This is a genomic window from Pseudomonadota bacterium (assembly GCA_023229365.1).
In the GTDB taxonomy this organism is placed as follows: domain Bacteria; phylum Myxococcota_A; class Polyangia; order JAAYKL01; family JAAYKL01; genus JALNZK01.
Window position 1 is genome coordinate 38,536 of the sequence record JALNZK010000009.1, and the last position, 21,703, is coordinate 60,238.

Annotated in this window: 15 protein-coding genes and 2 pseudogenes; 11 read left to right on the forward strand and 6 right to left on the reverse strand. The window is 70.3% G+C overall.

What is annotated here, in order from left to right; genetic code table 11:
* Positions 1-51 precede the first annotated feature (51 nt).
* The gene (locus M0R80_07190) at positions 52-1,410 is read left to right on the forward strand and encodes a sigma-54 dependent transcriptional regulator (protein MCK9459406.1); all 1,359 of its coding nucleotides are present in this window, start codon (positions 52-54) and stop codon (positions 1,408-1,410) included.
* A 39-nt stretch (positions 1,411-1,449) separates the two neighbouring features.
* Here M0R80_07190 and M0R80_07195 read toward each other — a convergent pair whose 3' ends face one another.
* Positions 1,450-2,064: a hypothetical protein gene (locus M0R80_07195; GenBank protein ID MCK9459407.1), complete on the reverse strand. Its 615-nt coding sequence runs from the start codon at positions 2,062-2,064 to the stop codon at positions 1,450-1,452.
* Positions 2,065-2,175: 111 nt separating this feature from the next.
* Here M0R80_07195 and M0R80_07200 point away from each other — a divergent pair, with 111 nt between their 5' ends.
* From M0R80_07200 to M0R80_07210, 3 genes are read left to right on the forward strand one after another with little or no spacing between them, the layout of a single operon-like run.
* Positions 2,176-3,294 carry an Ldh family oxidoreductase gene (locus tag M0R80_07200; GenBank protein MCK9459408.1) on the forward strand — a complete coding sequence of 373 codons (1,119 nt, stop codon included), beginning with the start codon at positions 2,176-2,178 and terminating at the stop codon, positions 3,292-3,294.
* Positions 3,295-3,309: 15 nt separating this feature from the next.
* Positions 3,310-4,878, forward strand: a complete 1,569-nt coding sequence (locus M0R80_07205) for a tetratricopeptide repeat protein (protein ID MCK9459409.1) — start codon at positions 3,310-3,312, stop codon at positions 4,876-4,878.
* Between the two features lie 43 nt (positions 4,879-4,921).
* The gene (locus M0R80_07210) at positions 4,922-6,919 is read left to right on the forward strand and encodes an ATP-binding protein (protein MCK9459410.1); all 1,998 of its coding nucleotides are present in this window, start codon (positions 4,922-4,924) and stop codon (positions 6,917-6,919) included.
* On the opposite strand, the gene M0R80_07215 is transcribed toward M0R80_07210, so the two are convergent.
* Positions 6,901-8,328, reverse strand: coding sequence for an FG-GAP-like repeat-containing protein (locus M0R80_07215; GenBank protein MCK9459411.1), 1,428 nt, complete (start codon positions 8,326-8,328; stop codon positions 6,901-6,903). The two genes, M0R80_07210 and M0R80_07215, sit on opposite strands and share 19 nt — an antisense overlap.
* Positions 8,329-8,419: 91 nt before the next feature.
* Here M0R80_07215 and eno point away from each other — a divergent pair.
* The 3 genes and pseudogenes from eno (at position 8,420) to M0R80_07230 (ending at position 11,883) form a co-directional block, all read left to right on the forward strand.
* Positions 8,420-9,684 (forward strand): annotated as a pseudogene (eno, locus tag M0R80_07220) (phosphopyruvate hydratase).
* Positions 9,685-10,003: 319 nt separating this feature from the next.
* The gene (locus M0R80_07225) at positions 10,004-11,569 is read left to right on the forward strand and encodes an Rne/Rng family ribonuclease (GenBank protein ID MCK9459412.1); all 1,566 of its coding nucleotides are present in this window, start codon (positions 10,004-10,006) and stop codon (positions 11,567-11,569) included.
* Positions 11,566-11,883 (forward strand): PilZ domain-containing protein, encoded by a 318-nt coding sequence (locus tag M0R80_07230; protein ID MCK9459413.1) that lies wholly within the window; start codon positions 11,566-11,568, stop codon positions 11,881-11,883. Before M0R80_07225 ends, M0R80_07230 begins: the two co-directional genes overlap by 4 nt.
* 306 nt (positions 11,884-12,189) lie before the next feature.
* Here the strand turns inward: M0R80_07230 and M0R80_07235 are convergent.
* Positions 12,190-12,450 (reverse strand): annotated as a pseudogene (locus M0R80_07235) (BrnT family toxin).
* 158 nt (positions 12,451-12,608) lie between these two features.
* On the opposite strand from M0R80_07235, the gene M0R80_07240 reads away from it, so the two are divergent.
* Genes M0R80_07240 through lpxC form a run of 3 tightly spaced genes read left to right on the forward strand, consistent with a single transcriptional unit; the run spans position 12,609 to position 17,612 of the window.
* A complete protein-coding gene (locus M0R80_07240; GenBank protein MCK9459414.1) occupies positions 12,609-14,996 on the forward strand; it encodes a zinc-ribbon domain-containing protein in 2,388 nt (795 codons plus the stop codon).
* 1 nt (position 14,997) lies between these two features.
* Positions 14,998-16,755, forward strand: a complete 1,758-nt coding sequence (gene sppA, locus M0R80_07245) for a signal peptide peptidase SppA (GenBank protein ID MCK9459415.1) — start codon at positions 14,998-15,000, stop codon at positions 16,753-16,755.
* A gap of 2 nt (positions 16,756-16,757) precedes the next feature.
* Entirely contained in the window at positions 16,758-17,612 is an 855-nt protein-coding gene (gene lpxC / locus M0R80_07250; protein MCK9459416.1) for a UDP-3-O-acyl-N-acetylglucosamine deacetylase, read from the forward strand.
* Here the strand turns inward: lpxC and M0R80_07255 are convergent.
* The 3 genes from M0R80_07255 to M0R80_07265 form a co-directional block, all read right to left on the reverse strand.
* Positions 17,579-18,211 carry an AgmX/PglI C-terminal domain-containing protein gene (locus M0R80_07255; GenBank protein MCK9459417.1) on the reverse strand — a complete coding sequence of 211 codons (633 nt, stop codon included), beginning with the start codon at positions 18,209-18,211 and terminating at the stop codon, positions 17,579-17,581. The two genes, lpxC and M0R80_07255, sit on opposite strands and share 34 nt — an antisense overlap.
* Positions 18,212-19,138: a hypothetical protein gene (locus tag M0R80_07260; GenBank protein MCK9459418.1), complete on the reverse strand. Its 927-nt coding sequence runs from the start codon at positions 19,136-19,138 to the stop codon at positions 18,212-18,214.
* Between the two features lie 339 nt (positions 19,139-19,477).
* Positions 19,478-20,845, reverse strand: a complete 1,368-nt coding sequence (locus M0R80_07265; GenBank protein ID MCK9459419.1) for a radical SAM protein — start codon at positions 20,843-20,845, stop codon at positions 19,478-19,480.
* Between the two features lie 116 nt (positions 20,846-20,961).
* On the opposite strand from M0R80_07265, the gene M0R80_07270 reads away from it, so the two are divergent.
* Positions 20,962-21,696 (forward strand): hypothetical protein, encoded by a 735-nt coding sequence (locus tag M0R80_07270; GenBank protein ID MCK9459420.1) that lies wholly within the window; start codon positions 20,962-20,964, stop codon positions 21,694-21,696.
* The last annotated feature ends 7 nt before the right edge of the window (positions 21,697-21,703 follow it).

The window sequence follows — 21,703 nt, forward strand, 5'->3', positions numbered from 1 at the left end:
GGGCGCCGCAGGGTCGTTGTGGCGCGGTCCGGCCTGTGCCAAGATGCCCGCATGAAGCGCCTCCTGGTCGTCGACGACGAAGAGTCCATCCGCGTCTCCCTGTGTGCCCTGCTCGCCCGGCACGGGTACCACACGGCCGCGGCCAGGGGCGCGCGGGAGGCGCTCGAGCTGCTCGCGTCCGACGATATCGACGTGGCCTTCGTCGACGTCCGCATGCCGGAGATGGACGGCATCGATCTGACGCGGGAGATCATCGCGCGCGGCATCCGGACGACCATCATCGTGATGTCCGCCTACGGCTCGGTGAACAACGCCATCGAGGCGCTGAAGGCCGGCGCGTACGACTACGTCACCAAGCCGTTCAAGACCGACGAGGTGATCCTCACGCTCGCCAAGGCGGAGGAGCGCGAGGGGCTGCGCCGGGAGAACGCGCGGCTCAAGGCGGAGGCGGTCGTGCGCAGCAAGGTGGGCGGCATGGTGGCGTCGTCCGAGGCGATGGCGCGCGTGTTCAAGATGATCTCCAAGGTCGCCGAGGTGCGCTCCACGGTGCTCGTCATGGGCGAGTCCGGGACCGGCAAGGAGCTCGTCGCGCGGGCGATCCACAACGCCTCGGCGCGCGCCGGGGGCCCGTTCGTCGCCGTCAACTGCGGCGCGATCCCGGAGACGCTGCTCGAGTCCGAGCTCTACGGGTTCAGGCGCGGCGCGTTCACCGACGCCCACGCGGACAAGCGCGGGCTGTTCTCCGAAGCGGACGGCGGGACGCTGCTCCTCGACGAGATCGGCGAGCTGCCGATGTCGCTCCAGGTCAAGCTGCTGCGCACGCTGCAGGAGGGGACGATCCGGCGCCTCGGCGACACCAAGGACGAGAAGATCGACGTGCGCGTCATCGCCGCCACGCTGCGCGACCTCGAGGAGGACGCGCGCACGGGCCGCTTCCGCGAGGATCTGTACTACCGGCTCAACGTGCTGCCGATCCGCATCCCGCCGCTCCGCGAGCGGCGCGAGGACATCCCGTTGCTCGTCACCCACTTCGTCGAGCGGGTGAACGCCCGGCTCGGGACCGCGATCGAGGGCGCGACCCCCGAGGCCGAGAAGATGCTGCTCGCCTACGAGTGGCCCGGCAACGTCCGCGAGCTCGAGAACGTCGTCGAACGGGCCGTGGTGCTCACCGAGGGCTCGTGCATCACCCCCGCGGATCTGCCGGACCGGATCCAGGAGACGCGCGACGTCATCCACGCGACGCTCGCGTCCGGCGAGCTGTCGGTGAAGAAGACCGTGCGCATCATAGAGGAGGAGCTGATCCGGCGGGCGCTCGTCAAGACCCAAGGGAACCGCACGAAGGCCGCGGAGGTGCTGGAGATCAGCCACCGCGCGCTGCTCTACAAGATCAAGCAGTACGGGATATCCTAGCGCCTGGAAAGATTGCAGGGGGGAGCTGGCGACGGGAAGCTAGTTGCCGGCGTCCAACCCGGCGTCCGTCCCGGCATCGGCGTCCGTGTCGGTGTCCGTGTCGGTGTCCGTGTCCGTGCCGCCGTCGATCACCTCGGCGTAACCGTAGCAGAGGCTCACGCCGGTCACGACCTCGAAGCACTCGGCCCCTTCCGGGCAATCCTCGACCGTATCGCAGGCGATCGCGCAGTAGAACGGCTCCTCGAAGACGATGCCGTCCGTGGACTGGCCGACGATGCACGACTCGGTGCCGGTGCCCTGATCCGTGCAGTAGGTCGCGTCCGGCTGCTCCCAGTCGCAGCACCCGGGGGCGCAGTAGCCGCCGTCGGCGCCGGTCACCGAGCCGAACTGGATGCACTCCGTGTTGTCCGGGCAATCCGTGTTCGTGTGGCACGGGCCGCCCCACGCCGGGACGCCGGACACTTCGGCCTGGCAATCGGCGTCGGTATCCGTGTCGGTGTCCGTGTCCGTGTCCGAATCGGTGTCCGTATCGGTGTCCGTGTCCGTGTCGGTGTCCGTGCTCCCGTCCGGCCCGCCGCTGTCATCGTCGTCACCGCAAGACACGATCATCCCCGCGAGCGCGATCCCCATAACAATCCAAAGAATCCTCGGCATCTTCTGCCCCCTTTCATGGGTTGGTGAAGGCAACAAAACGTTGTACGTTCGAACACAACCTATCAAAAAAACGACGCTCGTGTGAAAAAAAATGGAGCCCCCGGAGGGAAAATGGCAGCGGTGCAGGGAAAGACCCACTTCTTGAGGCTCGAGCCGCTCGAGCGGTTCATGCACGACGTGTTCGTAGGGCTGGGCGTGCCGGAGGCGGACGCGGCGGTTTGCGCCGAGGTGCTCATCACCGCCGACCGGTACGGCATCGACTCGCACGGAATCTCACGATGCAAGCCCATCTACTACGATCGCATCAAGCTCGGCATCCTGTCCCCGGTCACCGAGCTCGAGATCGTGAAGGAGACAGAGACGACCGCGGTGATCGACGGCCACAACGGCATGGGGCACGCGATCGCGAAGCGCGCCATGCAGATGGCGATCGACAAGGCGCGGGCGTACGGCCTCGGCATGACCGCGGTGCGGAACTCGAGCCACTACGGCATCGCCGGGTACTACGCGCTCATGGCGATCGAGAACGGCATGATCGGCATGACAGGCACCAACGCCCGGCCGTCGATCGCGCCGACCTTCGGCGTGGAGAACATGCTCGGCACCAACCCGCTGACGATCGGCTGCCCGACGGACGATCCGTTCCCGTTCCTCCTCGACTGCGCGACCTCGGTCACGCAGCGCGGCAAGATCGAGCTGCTCGCCCGCGCCGGGCGGGAGATGCCCTCGGGCTGGGTGGTCGACCACGACGGCAGGAGCCCGACGGACTCGATCAGGACGCTGAAGGATCTCGTCGCGGGCACGGCCGCGCTCGTGCCGCTCGGCGGGCTCGGCGAGACGACGGCGGGCTACAAGGGGTACGGGTTCGCGACGTTCGTCGAGATCCTGAGCGCGGCGCTCCAGGACGGCCGCTGCCTGAAGCAGCTCAACGGGACCGAGGACGGCCGCCCGATCCCGTACCGGCTCGGCCACTTCTTCCTCGCGATCGACATCGCGCACTTCGTGCCGCTCGAGCTGTTTCGCGGCATCGCCGGGAGCATCACGCGCGCGCTGCGGGGCTCCGAAAAGGCGCCGGGGGCGGAGCGGATCTACACGGCGTGGGAGAAGGAGCACGAGCGATCCGTCGAGCGCGCGGCCCGAGGCGTTCCCATCGAGCCGAGCCTGCAGGCCGAGATGGACGCGATGCGCGCGGAGCTCGGCCTCGAGGCGCACGCCTTCCCCTGGGATTGAGCTATACTCCGGCACATGATGGCGGATGATCACGGGCGGAAGGGGCGTCTCGTCCCGGCCAAACCGGCCGGTGCGGATCCGACGCGGTACCGTCTCGACGCGGGCACGCTCCGCCTCCTCGAGCTCGTCGACGGCGAGCGGGACGTCGTCGCGATCGCGGCGGCGATGGGAGCGGATTTGGCCGCGGTGAGCGCTCGGCTCGAGATGCTGAGCCGCGCCGGGCTCGTCACGATCGCTGAGGCCGCCCCCGCCGCGGAGCCGGCGGTCGCGAGCGAGCCCGTCCCCGAAGCCGCCGTGCTCGAGGTCTCCGAGTCCGGCGCGCTCGCCGAGCGCCCGGCGCCCGCGCTCCTCTCAGAGGTCTCGAGCTCGGGGCTCGACGGCGCGATCCGCTTCGAGCGCGGCGGTGATCGCGTCACCTTCTACTTCGCCTCGGGCCGCCCTGTCGGGGTCCGCTCCGAGTGCCCGCGGCACGATCTCGGCGACATGCTGCGCGCCGCCGGCAAGATCGGCGAGGCGGCGCACGCGGCGTACCGCGCGGCCATGGAGCGCGGGGCCGAGCACCCGGTGTCTGCGCTGCGGCAGGCCGGGGTCGCCGACAAGACGGCGCTCGCCGCTCTCCTCGCCTGGCACGGCGGCGCGCTCCTCGAGGAGGTGTCGGCGTGGCCGGACGGGACGTACGGGATCGCCCCGGGCGCCCCGGTGCCACCTCGCGTCGCGAAGGTCCGGATCGGCGCCGGGGCGCCAGCCGCCCAGGTCAAGGCCGACTGGCGCGAGGGTCCGCTCACCGCGGCCGAGGAGGAGTTCATCGAGAGGAACGCGTCGCGCTACCTCGTCGTCAACCCGTCTGCCGGCCGGCAGCTCGCCACCATGGGCCTCGGCGAGAAAGAGGCGCGCTTCGTCCGCCACCTCGCCGGCAAGCCGCTGCAGGTCCGCGAGGCGCTCTCCATCTCGACGCTCTACCGCTCGCCGACGCGCAAGCTCATCGTCGGCCTCGTCGAGAGCGGGGCGTTCTCGCTGCACGACACCAACCCGCTCGGCGTGTCCGCGATCCCGGTCGAGGAGCTGATCCCGTACGCGGAGCGGCTCGAGCGGGAGAACGACTTCGACGTGCTCGCGGCGCACCCCTCGTCGACCGCGGGCGAGATCGCCGCCCGCCACGAGTCCCGGCGCGCCGAGTTCGACGACGCGCGGTTCCCGAGCGCCGCCGCCGAGCACCTCGCGGCGCTCCGGGCGCTTCGGGCGCGCGTCGACCGGGCGTACGAGCGGCTGAAGGACCCCGAGCGCCGGCGCGAGTACCGCAGGAGCGTCTACTCCGCGGACCAGCTCGACTACTTCTTCGAGCTGCAGCTTCGCAAGGCGGAGGTCGTGCTCAAGATGCGCTGCGACGCCCAGGCCGCGCTCGAGGTCGCGGAGTCCGCGCTGGAGCTCAAGCCGGGCGAGCCCGAGGCGACGATCCTCGCCGCAACGGCGCTCCTGCAGCTCGGCCGCCGCGCCGACGCGAAGCGCGCGGTGCAGGCGCTGAAGGCGATCCCGGCGCGCCTGAAGCCCGGCATGGACGAGCTCGCGCGCAAGCTGATCGGGTGACCCCGCGGCTTGCGGAAATCGGGCTGCGGTGCATGATCGGGGCGTGACCTCAACGATCCAGACGACGAAGGTGCCGGCACACCTTGCCGCGGCGTTCGAGAAGGCCGAGGCGGCGGTCTCCTCCTACTTCGGGACGCGGCGCCATGACCCGGCGCACGGCACGATAGAGGTGCTCGACGATCGCTACGTCCTCGTCCGCGCGGCCTCCCTGTCCGTCGAGTTCTTCGGGCTCGTGCGGGACATCTACGGGCCCGAGCGCGTCGCCGAGGCGGACCTGTTCGCGCGCAACCTCCTGTTCGATCTCGCGCATGCCATCGGCCGTTCGGACGCCCGCACCTTCCACGAGCGCATGCACCTCGTCGATCTCCATGAGCGGCTCGCGGCCGGACCGGTACACTTCGCGCACACGGGCTGGGCGCTCGTCGACATCCTGCCAGGCTCGCGGCCGCGGCCGGACGACGAGTTCTTCCTCTTCTACGACCACCCGTACTCGTTCGAGGCGGACGCCTGGCTCGCGGCGGGCGCGGTCTCGGAGTTCCCGGTCTGCACGATGAACGCGGGCTACTCGAGCGGGTGGTGCGAGCAGAGCTACGGCGTGCGGCTCGTGGCGTGCGAGGTGCTCTGCCGCGCCCGCGGCGACGACGCGTGCCGCTTCGTCATGGGGCACCCGGATCGCATCGAGGGCTACCTCAAGCGCTGCGGGCAGGACGATCCCCGGCTCGGGCGGCCGCGGGACTACCAGATCCCGGATCTCTTCTCCCGAAAGCGCGTCGAGGACGAGCTGCGCCGCGCGCGCGACGAGCTCGAGGTGCGCGTCCTCGAGCGGACGGCCGAGCTCGAGCGCACGAACGAGCTCTTGCGCCTCGAGATGGCGGCCCGCGAGCAGGCGGAGCGCGAGCTCCTGCAGACGGCGCGCCTCGAGACGATCGGGCGGCTGGCCGGGGGCATCGCGCACGACTTCAACAACCTGATGGGCGTCGTGATCGGCCGCGCGTCGCTCTTGGAGCGCAGGCTCCCGGAGGGCGACGCCGCCAGGCGCCACGTCGCCGAGATCCGCCGCACCGCGGAGGAGGCCGCCCAGCTCACGCAGCAGCTGCTCGCCTTCAGCCGGGCCCAGGTGCTGAGCGTTCGGCCCGTGGATCTGAACGCGCTCGTGCGAGAGACGGTCGGCACGCTCAGGACGCTGCTCGGCGAGCGCGTGGACGTCGCCCTCCGCCTCGAGGCGCAGGACGCGCGCGGCCCGCTGACCGTGCGCGCCGATCCGGGCCAGCTTCGGCAGGTGATCATGAACCTCGCGGTCAACGGGCGGGACGCGATGCCCGAGGGCGGCAGGCTCACGTTCTCCACCGCGCGCGCGGCAGAGCCGACCGGAGAGGCCGGCGACTGGGTTCGGCTCGAGGTCGAGGATACGGGCGTCGGAATGGACCCCGCCACGCTCGCGCGGGCCTTCGATCCGTTCTTCACCACCAAGCAGCCCGGGCTCGGCACCGGCCTCGGGCTGTCGACCGCGAAGCGGATCGTCGATCACTGCGGCGGCCGCATCGACGTCGCGTCGGACCCCGGCGCGGGGACGACGTTCCGCATCCTCCTGCCCGCCACGGACGACGCGGTGTCTCGCCCCGCGATCGCGCCCGTCGAGGGGGCGGCGTCCGGCCGGGGGTGGACGGTGCTCGTGGTCGAGGATCAGGACGCGCTGCGCGAGATGGTCGTCGACGCGCTCACGGAGCAGGGCTACGCGGTGCTCGCGGCGGCGGATCCCGATCTCGCGCTCGCCGCGGCGGCCGCGCACGAGGGCCGGATCGATCTATTGCTCACGGACATCGTGATGCCGCGGATGAACGGCCGCGAGCTCGCGGAAAAGCTACGCGGCTTGCGGCCCGGGCTCGCGGTGCTGCTCATGTCGGGCTACGCCGAGGACGATCGGCTGTTCGCCGCGGGCGGTCCGGGCTCGGGCCGTCTCCTCGCCAAGCCGTTCGACGTCGAGGAGCTCCTGCGCCGCGTCGAGGAGGCGCTGGCGGGTGTTCAGGGGATCCACTCGTAGACGTAGACGGCGTTCTGCTCGTACGCGGTGACGACGATCTCCATGTTCCCGTCGCCGTTCAGATCCCGGATCTTCATGCCGCCGGCCTGGCCGCACGGATCCTCGATGACGGTCGTGACGAAGCTCCCGGACGAGACCTGCTCGAGGACGAAGACCCTCTTGTCGCCGTCGCCCGACAGCGCGACGTCGAGATCACCGTCCCCGTCGATGTCGCCGACGCCGAACACGCCGGGCGCGGCCATCGGCGCCATCATCGTCCCCGGCACCGAGACGACGCCGGTGGAGATCATCGTCTTGGGCCACGGCGACGTGGTCGGATCGTCGGGAATGTCGAACGCGAAAACGCCCGATTCCGGATCGCCGTCGGCGACGTTGGTGTGGTTCGCGCCGATCGCCCGGGTCTCGCCGTCGCCGAAGAGGTCGTCCACGAACCGGAACTGGATCGACGGCCCGACCGTGTTGTCGATGACGTGGCGATCCCAGACGCCGTTCGGCTCGGCGACGGACGGCGCCTCGGCCTGCTCCATCCAGGCGAAGGAGGCGTCCTCGAGGTAGAACTCGGCCGACGCGAAGTCGACATCGCCGTCACCGTCGATGTCGCGCGCATCCGGGTGGATGCCGAGCCCCGTCCCCATCTCGCGGGAGGTGGGCTCGAACCGGGCGTCGTCCGCCGTGCCCTTGAACCACATCGCCACCGCGGTCGACGAGAACATCGTCTCGCCGACGGTCACGAGATCGTCGATCCCGTCGCCGTCGAGGTCGACGAGCTGCACGCCGTGGAAGTAGTACGCCTGCGCGCCGTAGGCGACGATGTCGTGCCGCGTCCACTCCGTGCCGTCGCCGCCGTTCTCGAACCAGGCGAGCGCGCCGCAGTCCGAGAGGCCGCCCATCTCGCACGCGAGGAACCCGGCCGGCGCCACGATGTCGAGATCGTCGTCGCCGTCCAGATCCGCGAGCTCCGTCTGGTTGGGGAACTTGAGCTGGCCGTCCGAGGAGGCGATCTCGATCTTGGTCCACGTGTCGAGGTCGGCCCCGACCTCGTAGACGGACAGCGAGCCGCCGGTCATCGAGCTGATCAGCGAGCCGAACGAGGAGATCACGAGATCCGCCTTGCCGTCGCCCGTGACGTCGCCCACCGACGCCCACGCGGCGCCGTCGAGCGCGTCGTCCACGACGTGCCGCGTGAAGCTCTCCGCCGTGATGTTCGGCGTGTCGTCCGTGTCCGTGTCCGTGTCGGAATCCGAATCCGTGTCCGTGTCCGAATCCGCGTCCGTGTCCGCATCCGTGTCCGTGTCCGTGTCCGCGTCCGTGTCCGCGTCGCCCGATCCGTTCGAGCCGCCGCCGCACGCCGCCGGTGCGAGACCGACGACCGCCGCCACGAGAACAACCCACCACCGGCCTGTCATCATCCTGTCCTCCTCTTTGCCGAGATCCGATGCTATACTCCACCGCTGTCGACCCTGAGCGCAATAGTGCAGCGACGGGTGAGGAGGGACGTCAATGTCGTGCATCGTAGCCGTAAAAGGTAGAGAGATCCTGGACTCGCGGGGCAACCCGACCGTCAGGTCGACGTCGAGCTGGAGTCCGGCTTCCTGGCGAGCGCCAAGGTGCCGTCCGGCGCCTCGACCGGGATCCACGAGGCGCTCGAGCTCCGGGACGGCGACAAGAAGCGATTCCGCGGGAAGGGCGTCCAGAAGGCCGTCGCGAACGTGAACGAGAAGATCGCGCCGCGCGTGCTCGGGATCGACGCGATGAACCAGCGCGAGCTCGACCTCGCGATGATCGAGCTCGACGGCACCGAGAACAAGGGCAAGCTCGGCGCGAACGCGATCCTCGGCGTGTCGATGGCCGCGGCGCGCGCCCAGGCGACGGAGCTCGGGCTCGAGCTCTACAGGTACCTGGGGGGCGCCGACGCGCACGTGCTCCCGGTGCCGATGATGAACATCCTGAACGGCGGGACCCACGCCGACACCGACGTCCAGATCCAGGAGTTCATGGTGATGCCGTTCGGCGCGCCCACGTTCGCCGAGGCCGTGCGGATGGGCGCCGAGGTGTTCCACGAGCTCGGCGCGCTGCTCAAGAAGCGGGGGCTCTCGACCAACAAGGGCGACGAGGGCGGCTACGCGCCGAACCTGCCGAGCAACGAGGCGGTGATCGAGCTCATCATCCAGGCGATCGAGGGCGCGGGGTACAAGCCCGGCGAGAAGATCGGGATCGCGCTCGACTGCGCCGCGTCCGCCTTCTACGAGGAGGGCAAGGGGTACTTCCTCGACCGGAAGGACGGCAAGCCGCTCGACTCCGGCGCCGTGATCGCGCGCTATGAGAAGTGGTGCGAGGCGTACCCGATCCGCCTGATCGAGGACGGGCTCGCGGAGGACGACTGGGACGGCTGGGTCGCGCTCAACAAGGCGCTCGGCGGCAAGATCGAGCTCGTGGGCGACGACCTCTTCGTCACCCAGGTCAAAAGGATCAAGAAGGGGCTCGAGCTCAAGGCCGCGAACGCGTCGCTCATCAAGCTCAACCAGATCGGCACGCTCAGCGAGACGCTCGACGCGATCAAGCTGTCGCTGCACTCGGGCTGGGGCGCGGTGGTCTCGCACCGTTCGGGCGAGACCTCGGACGACTTCATCGCCGATCTCGTCGTGGCGACCGGCGCGGGCCAGATCAAGACGGGCTCCCTCTCGCGATCCGAGCGCGTCGAGAAGTACAACCGGCTGATCCGGATCGAGGAAGAGCTCGGCGCGGCCGCGCGGTACGGGGTCTAGCCGACCGATCCTCGGACAGCTACGCTTGAGAAGCACATAGGCACAAACGCGCTTTTCCCCCGGCACAAACGCGCTTCTCACCCGGCAAGCTGACAATGGGCGGGCGCTCCGCACGCGGCGGCGGAAAACACTCTGCGTGCCGATGGCGGAAAATCAGGAATGGCGCCGCCATTAGAGATCAGGCGACTCGAACGCCCGGCGGAGACGCCGACGGGCGGCGGCGGGTTCCCGCTATCTTCCTTTGCCGGAGCGCTCGTTCTTGATCCGCCCCGCTCCCACGGTGTAGCCTAGCTCGATCATCCGAAGAGAAACGGAGCGCATGGCCCGAGACAACCTCATCATCGTCAACGTCGATCTGGGCGAGACCCGCGTCGCCCTCGTCGAGAACGGCATCATCGTCGAGCTGCTCGTCGAGCGCGACGCCGATCGCTCCCTCGTCGGCAACGTCTACCGGGGCCGCGTCGTGCGCGTGCTGCCCGGCATGCAGGCGGCGTTCCTCGACGTCGGGCTCGAGCGCCACGCGTTCCTCCACGTCTCCGACATCGTGTCGCCCGACGATCCGGGCGGCGGCGAGGAGGCCGGCCCGGACGCGGACGCCGAACCCGACGCGGAGGGGGAGGAGCCGGACAAGGCGCGCCGCATCACGCGCCGCACTCCGATCCGCGACGTCATCAAGGAGGGCGAGGCGATCGCCGTCCAGATCGCGAAGGACCCGATCGGCACGAAGGGGTGCCGCGTCACCGCCGACGTGTCGCTCGCCGGGCGCCACCTCGTGTACATGCCCTACAGCGAGCGCGGCGGCGTCAGCCGGCGGATCACGGACGAGGCCGAGCGCAAGCGGCTCTCGAAGGTGCTCAAGCGGATCGCCCCGCCGAAGGGGGCGCTCATCGCGCGCACCGTGGCCGAGGGCGCGAGCGCCGACTCCCTCGAGGCCGACGCGTGCTACCTCGTCGACACCTGGAACGAGATCCGGACCCGCAACAAGGCGGCCAAGAAGCCGTGCCTCCTGTACGAGGAGCTCAGCCTGCCCCTGCGCGCGGCGCGCGACAGCCTGAACGACTCCGTGGCCGAGATGGTCGTGGACGACGCGGCGACCGCGGAGAGCCTGCGCGCGTTCGTCGATCGCCTCATGCCGAACCGGCTCGACGCGATCCGGCGGTACGAGGGCGAGGAGCCGATCTTCGACGCGTTCGGCATCGAGTCCGAGATCAAGCGCGCGCTCGAGCGGGTCGTCGAGCTGCCGTCCGGCGGCTCGCTCGTCATCGATCAGGGCGAGGCGCTCACCGCGATCGACGTGAACACCGGCAAGTTCGTCGGCAAGGGCTCGCGGGATCAGGAGGAGACGATCTTCCGCACGAACCTCGAGGCGGTCGACGAGATCGCGTACCAGGTCCGGTTCCGGAACATCGGCGGGCTCATCGTGCTCGACCTGATCGACATGGACCGGCCGGCGAACCGCCGCGAGGTGCTGAACCGGCTCCAGAAGGCGCTCAAGGACGACCACGCGAAGACCTCGGTCAGCGCGATCTCGAGGTTCGGCCTGCTCGAGATGACGCGGGAGCGGACCCGCGAGAGCCTCGGGCGGCAGCTGCACGAGAAGTGCGCCCACTGCGACGGCACCGGCCACACCCTCTCGCGGGTCACGGTGGCGCACGAGGTGCTGCGCGAGGTCCAGCGTCACCACGACGAGATCGCCGGCCCGGAGCTCGAGATACGGCTGCACCCGCACGTCGCCGAGGTGTTCAAGGGCGAGGGCGCGCGGCTGCTCAAGGAGCTCGAGAAGCGGACCGGCAAGCGGATCGGCCTCAAACCCGAGGGCGGGGGACACCTCGAGGAGTACCACGTCCGCGCCCGCCGCGGCGGCGGCGGCAAGGAGGGATCATGATCGAGTCGCACAGGGAAGAGGAGCGCGTCACGATCAACAAGGAGTTCGAGAGCTTCGACGCGTTCATCCACGAGTACGTGACGAATATTTCGAAAAGCGGCGTCTTCATCCGGTCGAAGAACCCGCTGGCCGTGGGCACACCGGTGAACCTCAAGTTCACGGTGATCATGGACGACCTCGAGACGATCGAGGGGGCCGGCGAGGTCGTGCGTGTCGAGGCGGATCCGCCGGGCATGGGCGTCGTGTTCACGAAGCTCACGGCGTACAGCGAGCAGCTGATCGCCCGCCTCCTCACGCGGTCCGGCAAGGCGTAGATCGGCGGGCCGCCATGCGGTGGCCACCGGCCCGGATCGCCTCGCTCCTCGTCGGCGCCCGCGCGGCCTGCGGTTCTATTTCGTAGTAGTCGGAACAGCTGTGCGCTCCCGCTTGGCGATTCGGGCGAGGGCGCGAAGCGCGTCGTTCACCTCGGCGGAGCTGCGGAACACCTCCGCGACGTCGGGATCGAGCACGACGACGTTCGTGCCCTTGGCGTAGCGAGCGGCGTAGCGGCCGCGCTCGCCGCCGGAGAAATCGTACTCGGCTTCCTTCTCTCGAACCCGGTCGCTCTTGGCCGCCGCCATGTACTGCCTCTTCTCTTTCGGCATAGCACGCCTCGCGCTGATGATCCGGATCTCGTCCTCGCGGTCGGTGTGCACTACGACGACTATTGTACCCGAGACCGAGGTGCCAATCGTCACGCATCTGCGCTCTTCGACCGAATGGGCCGAATCTTCGATGGTGATCGACAACGGATCGGCAAGGACCGTCGATGCTTCAGAGAAGCTCACCCCGTGCTTGCGATCGTTTGCCGCAGCTTTTCGCGAATCCCAGACGAATTTCAACACGACACCCCACCTCGCGCATCATCCCATGCGACTACCGATCGAGATACAGCGAAATCGCCATCGCCATGGGAGCAAGAATGTGTCACCTGCGTCGTGCCACCCGGAGCCACGCGCGCCGTGTTGTTTTCACGCCGCCGCGTGTATAATCCCGCCCCATGGACGTCAGATGCGAGAAATGCCAGGCCGAGTACACGCTCGACGAGACGCTGGTCAGCCCGACCGGCACCGCGGTCCGGTGCACGAGCTGCAGCCACGTGTTCCGCGTCTTCGCCGCGCCGCCCGCGGGAGCGGCCCCGCAGTCGACGTGGACTCTGCGCCAGGTGAGCGGCGCCGTCGTCCCGTTCGACCGCATGGCGGTGCTCCAGGAATGGATCGCGAAGGGCAGCGTGACGCGCGACGATCTCCTGAGCCGCGGCGGCGGCGAGTGGAAGCGGCTGGGCGACATCACCGAGATGAAGCCGTTCTTCGACGCCGCCGACCTCGCGGCCGCGTCCGGCCCCGGCGTACAGCCGGTCGGCGCCGGGTTCCCGCCGGGCCGTACGACCGAGTCCCACCTGCAGACGCTCAAGGTCCAGGCGTACCGGGGGGAGGCCGAGGAGCCGCGCCCGGCGGCCTCCGTGCCGATGGCGCGCGTGACGACGACGACCCCGGCCCCCGCGGCGGCGCCCGCGGCCGCACCGGTTGCGAGGCCCGTGGCGGAGGCCCCCACGATCCGGGCGCACTCGCCGTCGCTGCCGTTCGCCCAGACCGCGGTGGACATGCACGCGATGCCGTCGACCCGACCGGCGCCCGCGGCGCCCGTCATCCCGACGTCTCCCGGGTTGCCCGCGGTCCCGACCGCGCCGGCCGCCGCGAGAGCCCCTCAGAGCCGCGAGCCGGATCTCTCGATGTCACAGGTCCCGTCCGCGACCGAGGAGCGGTGGCAGACCGGCCGCGCACCGCACGTCGAAGGGCCTGCGTGGGCCGAGAAGCCCATGCACTTTCCGGCCGTGCCGCCGAGCGACTACGACTCCGAGGACGTGCCGCCGCCCAAACGGAAGGTCGGGAGGTGGATCGCCCTCGCAGTCGTGCTTCTCCTGGTCGGAGCGGGGTTCTACGTCTTCATGTACCAGCCCGGGCTCGTGCGCCGGGCGCTCGGTCGCTTCGTCGAGTCGCCGGACGACGAGCGCTGCCAGGCGTTCTTCATCAAGGGCCGCGAGAGCTTCCTGCTCGACACCGAGAACGCCTTCGTGCAGGCGGACCGCGAGTACCACAAGGTGCTCGCGCTCGACGAGCGGCACGCCGAGACCCTCGCCGCCCTGGCCGAGATGTACGCCGTCTGGGCGCAGTACCTGCTCGATCAGGTGTACGACGTCCGCGTCGACGCGGCGGCCGCGAAAGGGGCGTCGCCTCACCTCCGGGAGATCGCGCGGCTCAAGAGCGAGCTCGACCACAAGATCGCCGACGCGGACAGGTGGGGCACGCAGGCGATCTCGGTGCACCCGGAGATGCCGGCGGCGCACCTCGCCCTGGCCGACGTCTCCCGCCTCAAGGGGAACCTGGGCGCGGCCGAGGATCACCTCGCCAAGGCGCGCTCGAAGGAGACCGAGAACGCCGCGGTGTACGTCGCCGCGATGGTGGCGCTCGCCAAGGGAGCCCCGCCCGCCGAGGTGGCCGAATCGATGCGGCGGATCGGCCACGCCGACGCCGAGCCGATGCTCCGCGCCCAGTACCGGGAGGCGCGGCTCCTCGCGGCGACGGGCAAGACCGCCGAGGCCAAGGAGGTGCTCGCGAAGCTCCTCGAGATGAACTCGGACCACGAGATGGCCCGCGACCTCTCGGCGCGGGTCGACGGCGGCCAATTCGTCGCCCTCCTGGAGGCCGACGCTGCGGCCGAAGAGCTGCGGCTCGCCGACGCGGCGGTGCCCGAGGTCGTCACCCCGCCCACGCCCCCCGTCGTCCAGGTGCCGGCCGCGCCTTCGGTCGCCGGCGGCGGTGCGGCGGCCGGAGGCGGCGGGGGCTTCGGGGGAGGCGCCGGGATGGACGACCTCGACTCGATGCTGGCGCGCGCGGCCAAGCTGCAGGAGAGCGGGAACTCTGCCGGGGCGCGCAGCCTCTACGAGAGCGTGCTCGAGGTGCGGCCGAACGACATCGACGCCCTGTCCGGCCTCGCGTACTGCTACCTCGACCAGGGCGCCAAGGGGCAGGCGATCGCCACGTTCCGCCGCGCGCTGGCCGTCAACCCGTCGTACGGCCCGGCGATGATCGGCCTGGCCGAGACGTACAAGGCGCAGGGGCAGAAGGAGCAGGCGCTCAAGTGGTACAAGGACTACTTGGCGAAGCACCCCTCGAGCAAGTACTCGACGCTCGCCGAGCGCAACGCCGCGGAGATCGAACGCGCGCTCGCGGAGGCGGGCGGGACAGGCGGCGCCTCTGGCAGCCCGGGCACGGACGGGGCGGAGAGCACCGGCCCCTCGAGCGGCACCGATCCAGCCCCCGCGGGCGGAGGCGATCCGGCGCCGACTCCCGAGCCGAGCCCGCCGGCTCCCGCTCCGGGAGGTTGACGTGCGGTTCGCCCGACCGTTCCTCGCACTCCTGCTCGGTCTCGCGGCGTCCGCGCCGTCCGGCTGCGATCTGTCGCTCACGTCCGACGAGCCCGAGGCCGAGGCCAAGGGCCCGACAGCTGTGCTGCTCGACGTGGACGGCCCGCTGCCGAGCTTCCCGAGCCAGCCCGGGCTGCTCACGCCGTTCGCCACGAGCCAGCACCGGCTCGAGGAGCTCCTCGATCGCGCGGCCGCGGACATCATGGTGCAGGAGGTCGTCGTGCGCTTCGGCACGCCGCAGATCGGATGGGCCCGCGCCTCGGAGATCGCCGCCGCGGTGAAGCGGCTCGTCGCATCCGGCAAGCCGGTCACGTGCCATCTCGAGGCCGCGGACAACATGACGTACTGGATCGCCGCGCGCTCCTGCCCGCGCGTCACCGTGGCGCCCGGCGGCGGAGTCGATCTCGTGGGGTTGTCGCTCGAGGCGATCTTCGTCAAGGATCTGCTCACGTCGCTCGGCATCACGGCCGACATGCTGCACGTCGGCAAGTACAAGGACGCGGCCGATGCGCTCACGGGCACCGAGATGTCCCCCGAGTCGCGCGAGGCGGCCGAGAGCCTCGTCGCGGCGCTGCACGAACGACTCGTCATAGGCATCGCCGAGGGGCGCAAGAAGGACAAGGCCGCGGTCGAGAAGCTGATCGACGAGGGCCCGTACACGGCGAAGCAGGCGGTGGCGGCCGGCCTCGCCGACGCGGTGCTGACGCTCGGCGGCCAGCTCGAGAAGCTGCGCGACAAGTACGCCGGCGGCGTGGTCGACGACTACGGCGAGGAGCCGGCCAAACCCCTGTCCTTCACCGATCTCCTCTCGATGCTCGGCGGCGGCGCTGGCGAGAAGGCGGAGGCGAAGCACCCGCGGATCGCGATCGTCCCGGCGGTGGGGCCCATCGTCGGCGGCGGCGGCGGAGGGATGCTCGACGGCATGGAGATCGTCGACGATCTCGCGCTCGCGGCCGCCCTCTCCGACGCCTCCCGCGACGACTCGATCCAGGCGATCGTGATCCGCGTCGACAGCCCCGGCGGCAGCGCGCTCGCGTCGGACAACCTGTACGAGGCGGTACGCGCCGCGGCGCAACGCAAGCCCGTGGTGGCGTCCATGGGCGACGTGGCGGCGTCCGGAGGTTACTACCTCGCGGCCGCGGCGACCGAGGTGTTCGCGTCCGACACGACGCTCACGGGCTCGATAGGCGTCGTGGGTGGCAAGGTGGTCGTCGCGGACGGTCTCGCGAAGGCCGGCGTGGCCACGGCGGTCGTCGAGCGCGGACGGCGCGCCTCGATCGCGAGCCCGTTCCGCCCGTTCACGGAGGACGAGCGCGCGCTCGTGACTCGCCAGATGCAGGAGGCGTACGACCTGTTCGTCGCGCGGGTCGCCGAGGGGCGCTCGCTCGCGCCGGACGCCGTGCGCGCCGCGGCCGAGGGGCGCGTCTGGACCGGCGGCCAGGCGCTCGGGCTGAAGCTCGTCGACAGGATGGGCACGCTGCGCGACGCCGTCGAAAGGGCGCGCGGGCTCTCGGGCGCCAAGGGCGCACCGGCCGAGCTGTACCCGCCGCCCCAGAGCCTCATGGAGCTGCTCGCCGAGCAGCTCTCGCAGCAGGAGACGTCGGCGACGCTGGCGGTCCTGCGGCGTCACCCGGCCGGTCGCCGCGCCCTCGCCCTCGGCGGGCTCCTCCTCGAGGATCGGGTGCTCGCCTACGCGCCGCTCTCGATCGAAGTCCGCTGACGATGGACGCTTTTCGCCCGTTCTCGCGCGACGGCGTCGGGATCCACTCCGGCGAGCGCTGCTCGGTCCGCGTCTCGCCGGGCGAGGCCGGGAGCGGCGTGCTGTTCGCCACCGCGCGCGGGGACGTCCCGCTCTGCCCCGCGTCGATAGCAGGGGACTCGCGCCGCGCGACGGATCTCGCACTCGGGGGCGCTCGCGTGCGGACCGTGGAGCACCTCGCGGCGGCGCTCGCCTGGTTCGGCGTGCGGGACGCGCGGATCGAGGTGGGCGGGCCGGAGATCCCGATCCTCGACGGCAGCGCCGCGCCGTGGGTCGCCGCGCTCGCCGGCGCCGGGGCGATCCCGGGCCCCGCGTTCCTCCGGATCCGCGAGCCCGTCCGCGCGTCCCTCGGCAATTCGACCGGCGAGATCCTGCCGCTCGACGACGGAGACGCGCCGGTCTACGAGGTCAGCATCGACTTCGACGGCGCGGACGTCGGCCCCGGGCGCGCGTCGTTTCGCCCGCTCGACGGCGACTTCGCGGTCGAGATCGCGCCGGCGCGCTCTTTCGCCCTGGAGCGCGACGTAGCCGGCCTGCGCGGCGAGGGGCTCGCCCGCGGCGGGAGCCTCGAGAACGCGCTCGTGCTCGGCGCCGAAGGCCCGCTGAACCCCGAGGGGATGCGGTTCCCGGACGAGCCGGCGCGGCACAAGCTGCTCGACGCGGTGGGTGATCTCGCGATCCTCGGCGGGCTCCCCTGGGCTCGCGTGTCGCTCGTGCGGCCGTCGCACGCGCTCCACCACGCGCTCGTCACCCGAGCCGCGCAGCTCGTCGAGGGCGGTGCGCCCTACCTCTTCTCGTCCGAACCGGGGCTCAGGTAGAAGGGGTACTCGACCGTCACGCGGCCGCCGTTCTCGGGGCGCGGCAACTCGATCGTGTAGATCGACTCGATGATGCAGCCCGTGAGCTCCGCCTCGGAGCGCAGCGCGGAATCGGTCGCGTCGTCGATCTCCGCGTGATCGATCACGCCGCCGGCGTCCGGCTCGCCGATGATCTCGAACCGCGCGACGAGCTTGCCTTCGAGGTTCGGCGTCCTCTCGAGCGCGTCCTCGTAGCACGCCTGGATGTCGCCGATGACCGCGCGCACGCCCTCCTGGATGATCGACTTGCTCAGCGCGCCCTCCGCGCCGTCCGAGTCCGTGTCGCCTCCGCCGCCTCTTCCCCCGGCGCCTCTCGCCGCCCGCACGCGCCGCGCGTTCTCGATCAGCGCGACGAGCCGATCGCGCTCCGCCCGGCTCTTCAAACGGCGGACCGTTCCCTCTCCCTCCCTCGACTTCGCGTTCCCTTCTCGCGCGGTCGAGGCCGCTGCGGCGGCGGCGCGAGGCGGGTGCCCGATCTTTCCCAGACGACCGGAGCCGAGCAGGTACGCCGCGACGAGCGCGACGAGAAACACCGCGGCGACGATCAGGGCGCGTCTCATCTACTCCACGATCGGGGGCACGTCCGGAACGCAGTCGAGCACGACCTCGACCGAGGTCTCCGCCCACTCGAGGTTGAGCGGCTCGAAGTGGATCCCGGCCGCGTCGGTAATCAGGTTCATGTTCTCGAAGTCCTCGGTGGTCACGAGGCTCTCGTAGTCCATCGCGGGGAGGAACCCCTTGCCGTGCTCGACCACGAACGACTGGATCTCCGCGCTCCAGTCGTAGGGCCAGTCGATGCGGAAGCCGCAGAAGATCAGCACGTCGAAGTCGGCGGCCATCAGCTCCGGGTGGCCCTGGTACCCGGCCGGCAGATCCTCGCCGAGGTAGCTCACGTAGTCGGGCATGTAGCCCTCGAGGCCGTCGGGATTGCACAGGTAGGCGTCGCCGAACGAGGCCACCGACGGGTCGTCGACCTGGCCGAGGTAGCCGACGACGTTGAACGCCTCGAGCAGGGCGTTGATCGTCGTGGAGTCGCACCAGGCCAGGACGTGACCGCTCTCGCCCCAGCGGTCCATGGCGAACACGCGGTAGTCGTCGCCGTACAGGTTGATGAACCCCTCGGCGTCCATCTCGAAGCCCTCGAGGATCGAGATCGCGCACGACTGCATGGTCTCGATGTCGAACGCGATGTCCTCGCAGTCCTCGCACGCGCCCTCCTGGCAGAGCTGGGTGCCGTCGTCGCACTCCGCGGACACGACCCACTCCCCGCCCGCGCAGGTCGCGGCGGTCATGTCGTCCAGGCAGGTGACCTCTCCCTCGTCGCACTCCGACTCCGTGTCCGTGTCGGCGTCCGTGTCCGAGTCCGCGTCCGTGTCCGTGTCCGTGTCCGCGTCCGCGTCCGACCCGCTCGACGCGCCGCCTGCGGACGAGCAGCCCGGCAGCCACGCGGCGAGCGCCGCCAAGAGCCACAGTGTCGGTGTCTTCATGGTCCCCTCCATTGGCACCCTTCCCGAGTCCCAGGATAGCTGCTGCGGCGGGCAATATCCCGTGCAATCGAGAACGAGCGTCGTGCAGAAACGAAATCTGCAGCGCCACGGCCGTGAAACCCGGTGCACGACCCGCAATCCGTTTTTTCCAGCTTATTGAAGGGGTTGGCGTTGTCCCGCGCGCATTGCAGAGGATTGGCACGAAACTCGCAGCGCCTAGGCGCGTTCACAACTGCCGGCAGAGGCGCCGCGTTCCCACCTGCGGGTAGCCGAAACCGGACCGATTCAAACACATCCCTCCCCAGTGGTCCCGGCGAGCATTCGCCCGGGACCGGTCCATCACCGGCCGGCGGCGCGGGCGGCAACGGCCCTATCGACCTGCCGGAGCAGGGCGCGGGCCTGCCTGGCCAGTCGGTGGCGGACGAAGAGCACCGTCCCCGCGAACTTCACGCCGCGCCCGCGGTGGCCGACACCGGGGTTGTGGGGGACCCTGCCGGGCCGTATCTCATTCAGCTCCGCCACCAACCGCAGCGCCTGACGCTGGAGCTGCATCGCGCCGAATGCGTGGTGCCGGAAATTGACGCTCAGGCAGCTCGGCAGAATGTCGTTGCACGCCGCGCCCGGATCGTCCCGGAGCCACCAGTCGGGGGTCACCTCCCCCGCCGCCAGCATCCGCTCGTACATCGCCGTGCTCGGGTAGATCCGGAGGATCCGGACGTCGACCACGGCGCACGGCAACTCGCGCAGCCGCTCCAGCGTCCGCTCGAGCCGGGCGGGCGTGTCGTGAGGCAGGCCCACCATGATGAGCGCACCCGTCTGTATCCCGAGCTCGTCCGCGTGCCGGACGGCATCGGCGAACGGCTGCCGCAGGTTCTGGACCTTGTCCACCGATGCGCAATTGTCGTCGTCGACCGACTCGACGCCGACGGCGACGCCCAGGCAACCGGAGGCAGCCATCTCTTCCATGAGCGCGCCGTCGCAGAACTGGTCGACGGTCACCATCGCGACGAACCTGCTTCCCTTTCGCCGGAGCAAGGCCAGCAGCGCGACCGCGTAGGATCGATCCGCGAGGAGGTTGTCGTCGGAGAACTGCAGGAACCTGCCGCGGTAGAGCCCCGCGAGCTGTTCGATCTCCTGCTCGAGCACCTCGAGCGGCTTCGTGCGATACGGCCCCATGTAGCGCGAGCTGACGCAGAAGGAGCATAGGCGATCACAGCCGCGCGTGGCGAAGAGCGAGGCGGGCGTCAGGTAGCGCCGCTTTCCGAAGAACCGGTAGTCGACCGGCTTCATCTGCGCCGGCGCCGTCGGAGAACCTACATATCGCGGCTTCAGCCTTCGGGTGAGCAGATCGTCGCACACTTCCGGCCAAACGGTCTCGGCCTCTCCCGTCACGATCGCGTCCGCGTGCCGCATCGCCTCGTCCGGACAGACCGTGACATGGATGCCGCCCAAGATGACCTTCTTCCCGGCGCCGCGCAGCGCATCCGCGTGGCCGTACACCGCGGCGGCGTTCTGAGTCGAGACGGAGAAGGCGAACGCATCTCCTCGGAACCCCAATCGATCCGTCTGTTCGTCCATCAACGCCGTCTCGATGCCCTTCGGCGTCACGGCAGCCAAAATCGCGAGCGGGACGGGCGGCTGCGTGATGTAGGCCGTCGAATCGAATCTCTGCAATTCCTGCATGATGTTCACGAAGACGAGCCTCATGGGACCCCCGGCGCCGTGTCCTGCAAGGTAGCACGAAAGCCGGGCGACGACGGGTGGTTCCGGTGTATGCTTCCTCCGCGCGTTCCAAGGCGAGCGCGGACACACGAGGAGCTCACATGCGATTCGACGCCAGGACGAAGACGACCCTCATCGCGCCCGCGACGTGCCTGCTCGCCGCGCTCCTCGCCGCCGCGTGCGGTGACGAGGTCGATCCCCAGGACGAGATGGACGCGAGCACGGACACCGACACCGACTCCGACACCGACTCCGACACCAGCTACACCTGCACGCAGGACGAGATCGACGCGCAGAACGCGGCGATCCAGGCCGCGCTCACCGAGGCGGTGCCGTGCTTCACGGGCGGGATCGTGCCCATGGTCGAGTCGGTGCAGGCGTACTTCATGGCCGCGCCGGACGAGCCGAGCCTCGTTCTGTGCGAGGACTTCCTCGGGAACGCGACCGCGGAGGAGCTGCTCGAGGAGGGCGCGGCGCTCGCGCTCGCCGACGACGAGTTCCTGTGCATCGGCAACTCCACGGACGTCTCGGGCGGCAGCGCGGTCGACGTCGCGGCGCTGCGCGCGGCGATCGACGCGGTCACGGAGCCCGCGGACCCGCCCGCCGACGCCGGCGTCGACGCCGGCCCCGTCGACCCGCCCTGCGCCGTCGAGGGGCTCGACGATCCGCTGTTCGTCGTCTCCGTCGCCGCGGACGGCGGGCTCTCGGACGTCTTCCCTGCCGACGAGGACACGTCGCCCGAGACCGCCGAGTACGCGGCATGCCTCGCGGCGCAGCTCGCCGAGCTCGGCCTGCCCTGCCTCGCGACGATGGGGATCTGCTCGGCCTACCCGTAGGCGCGAC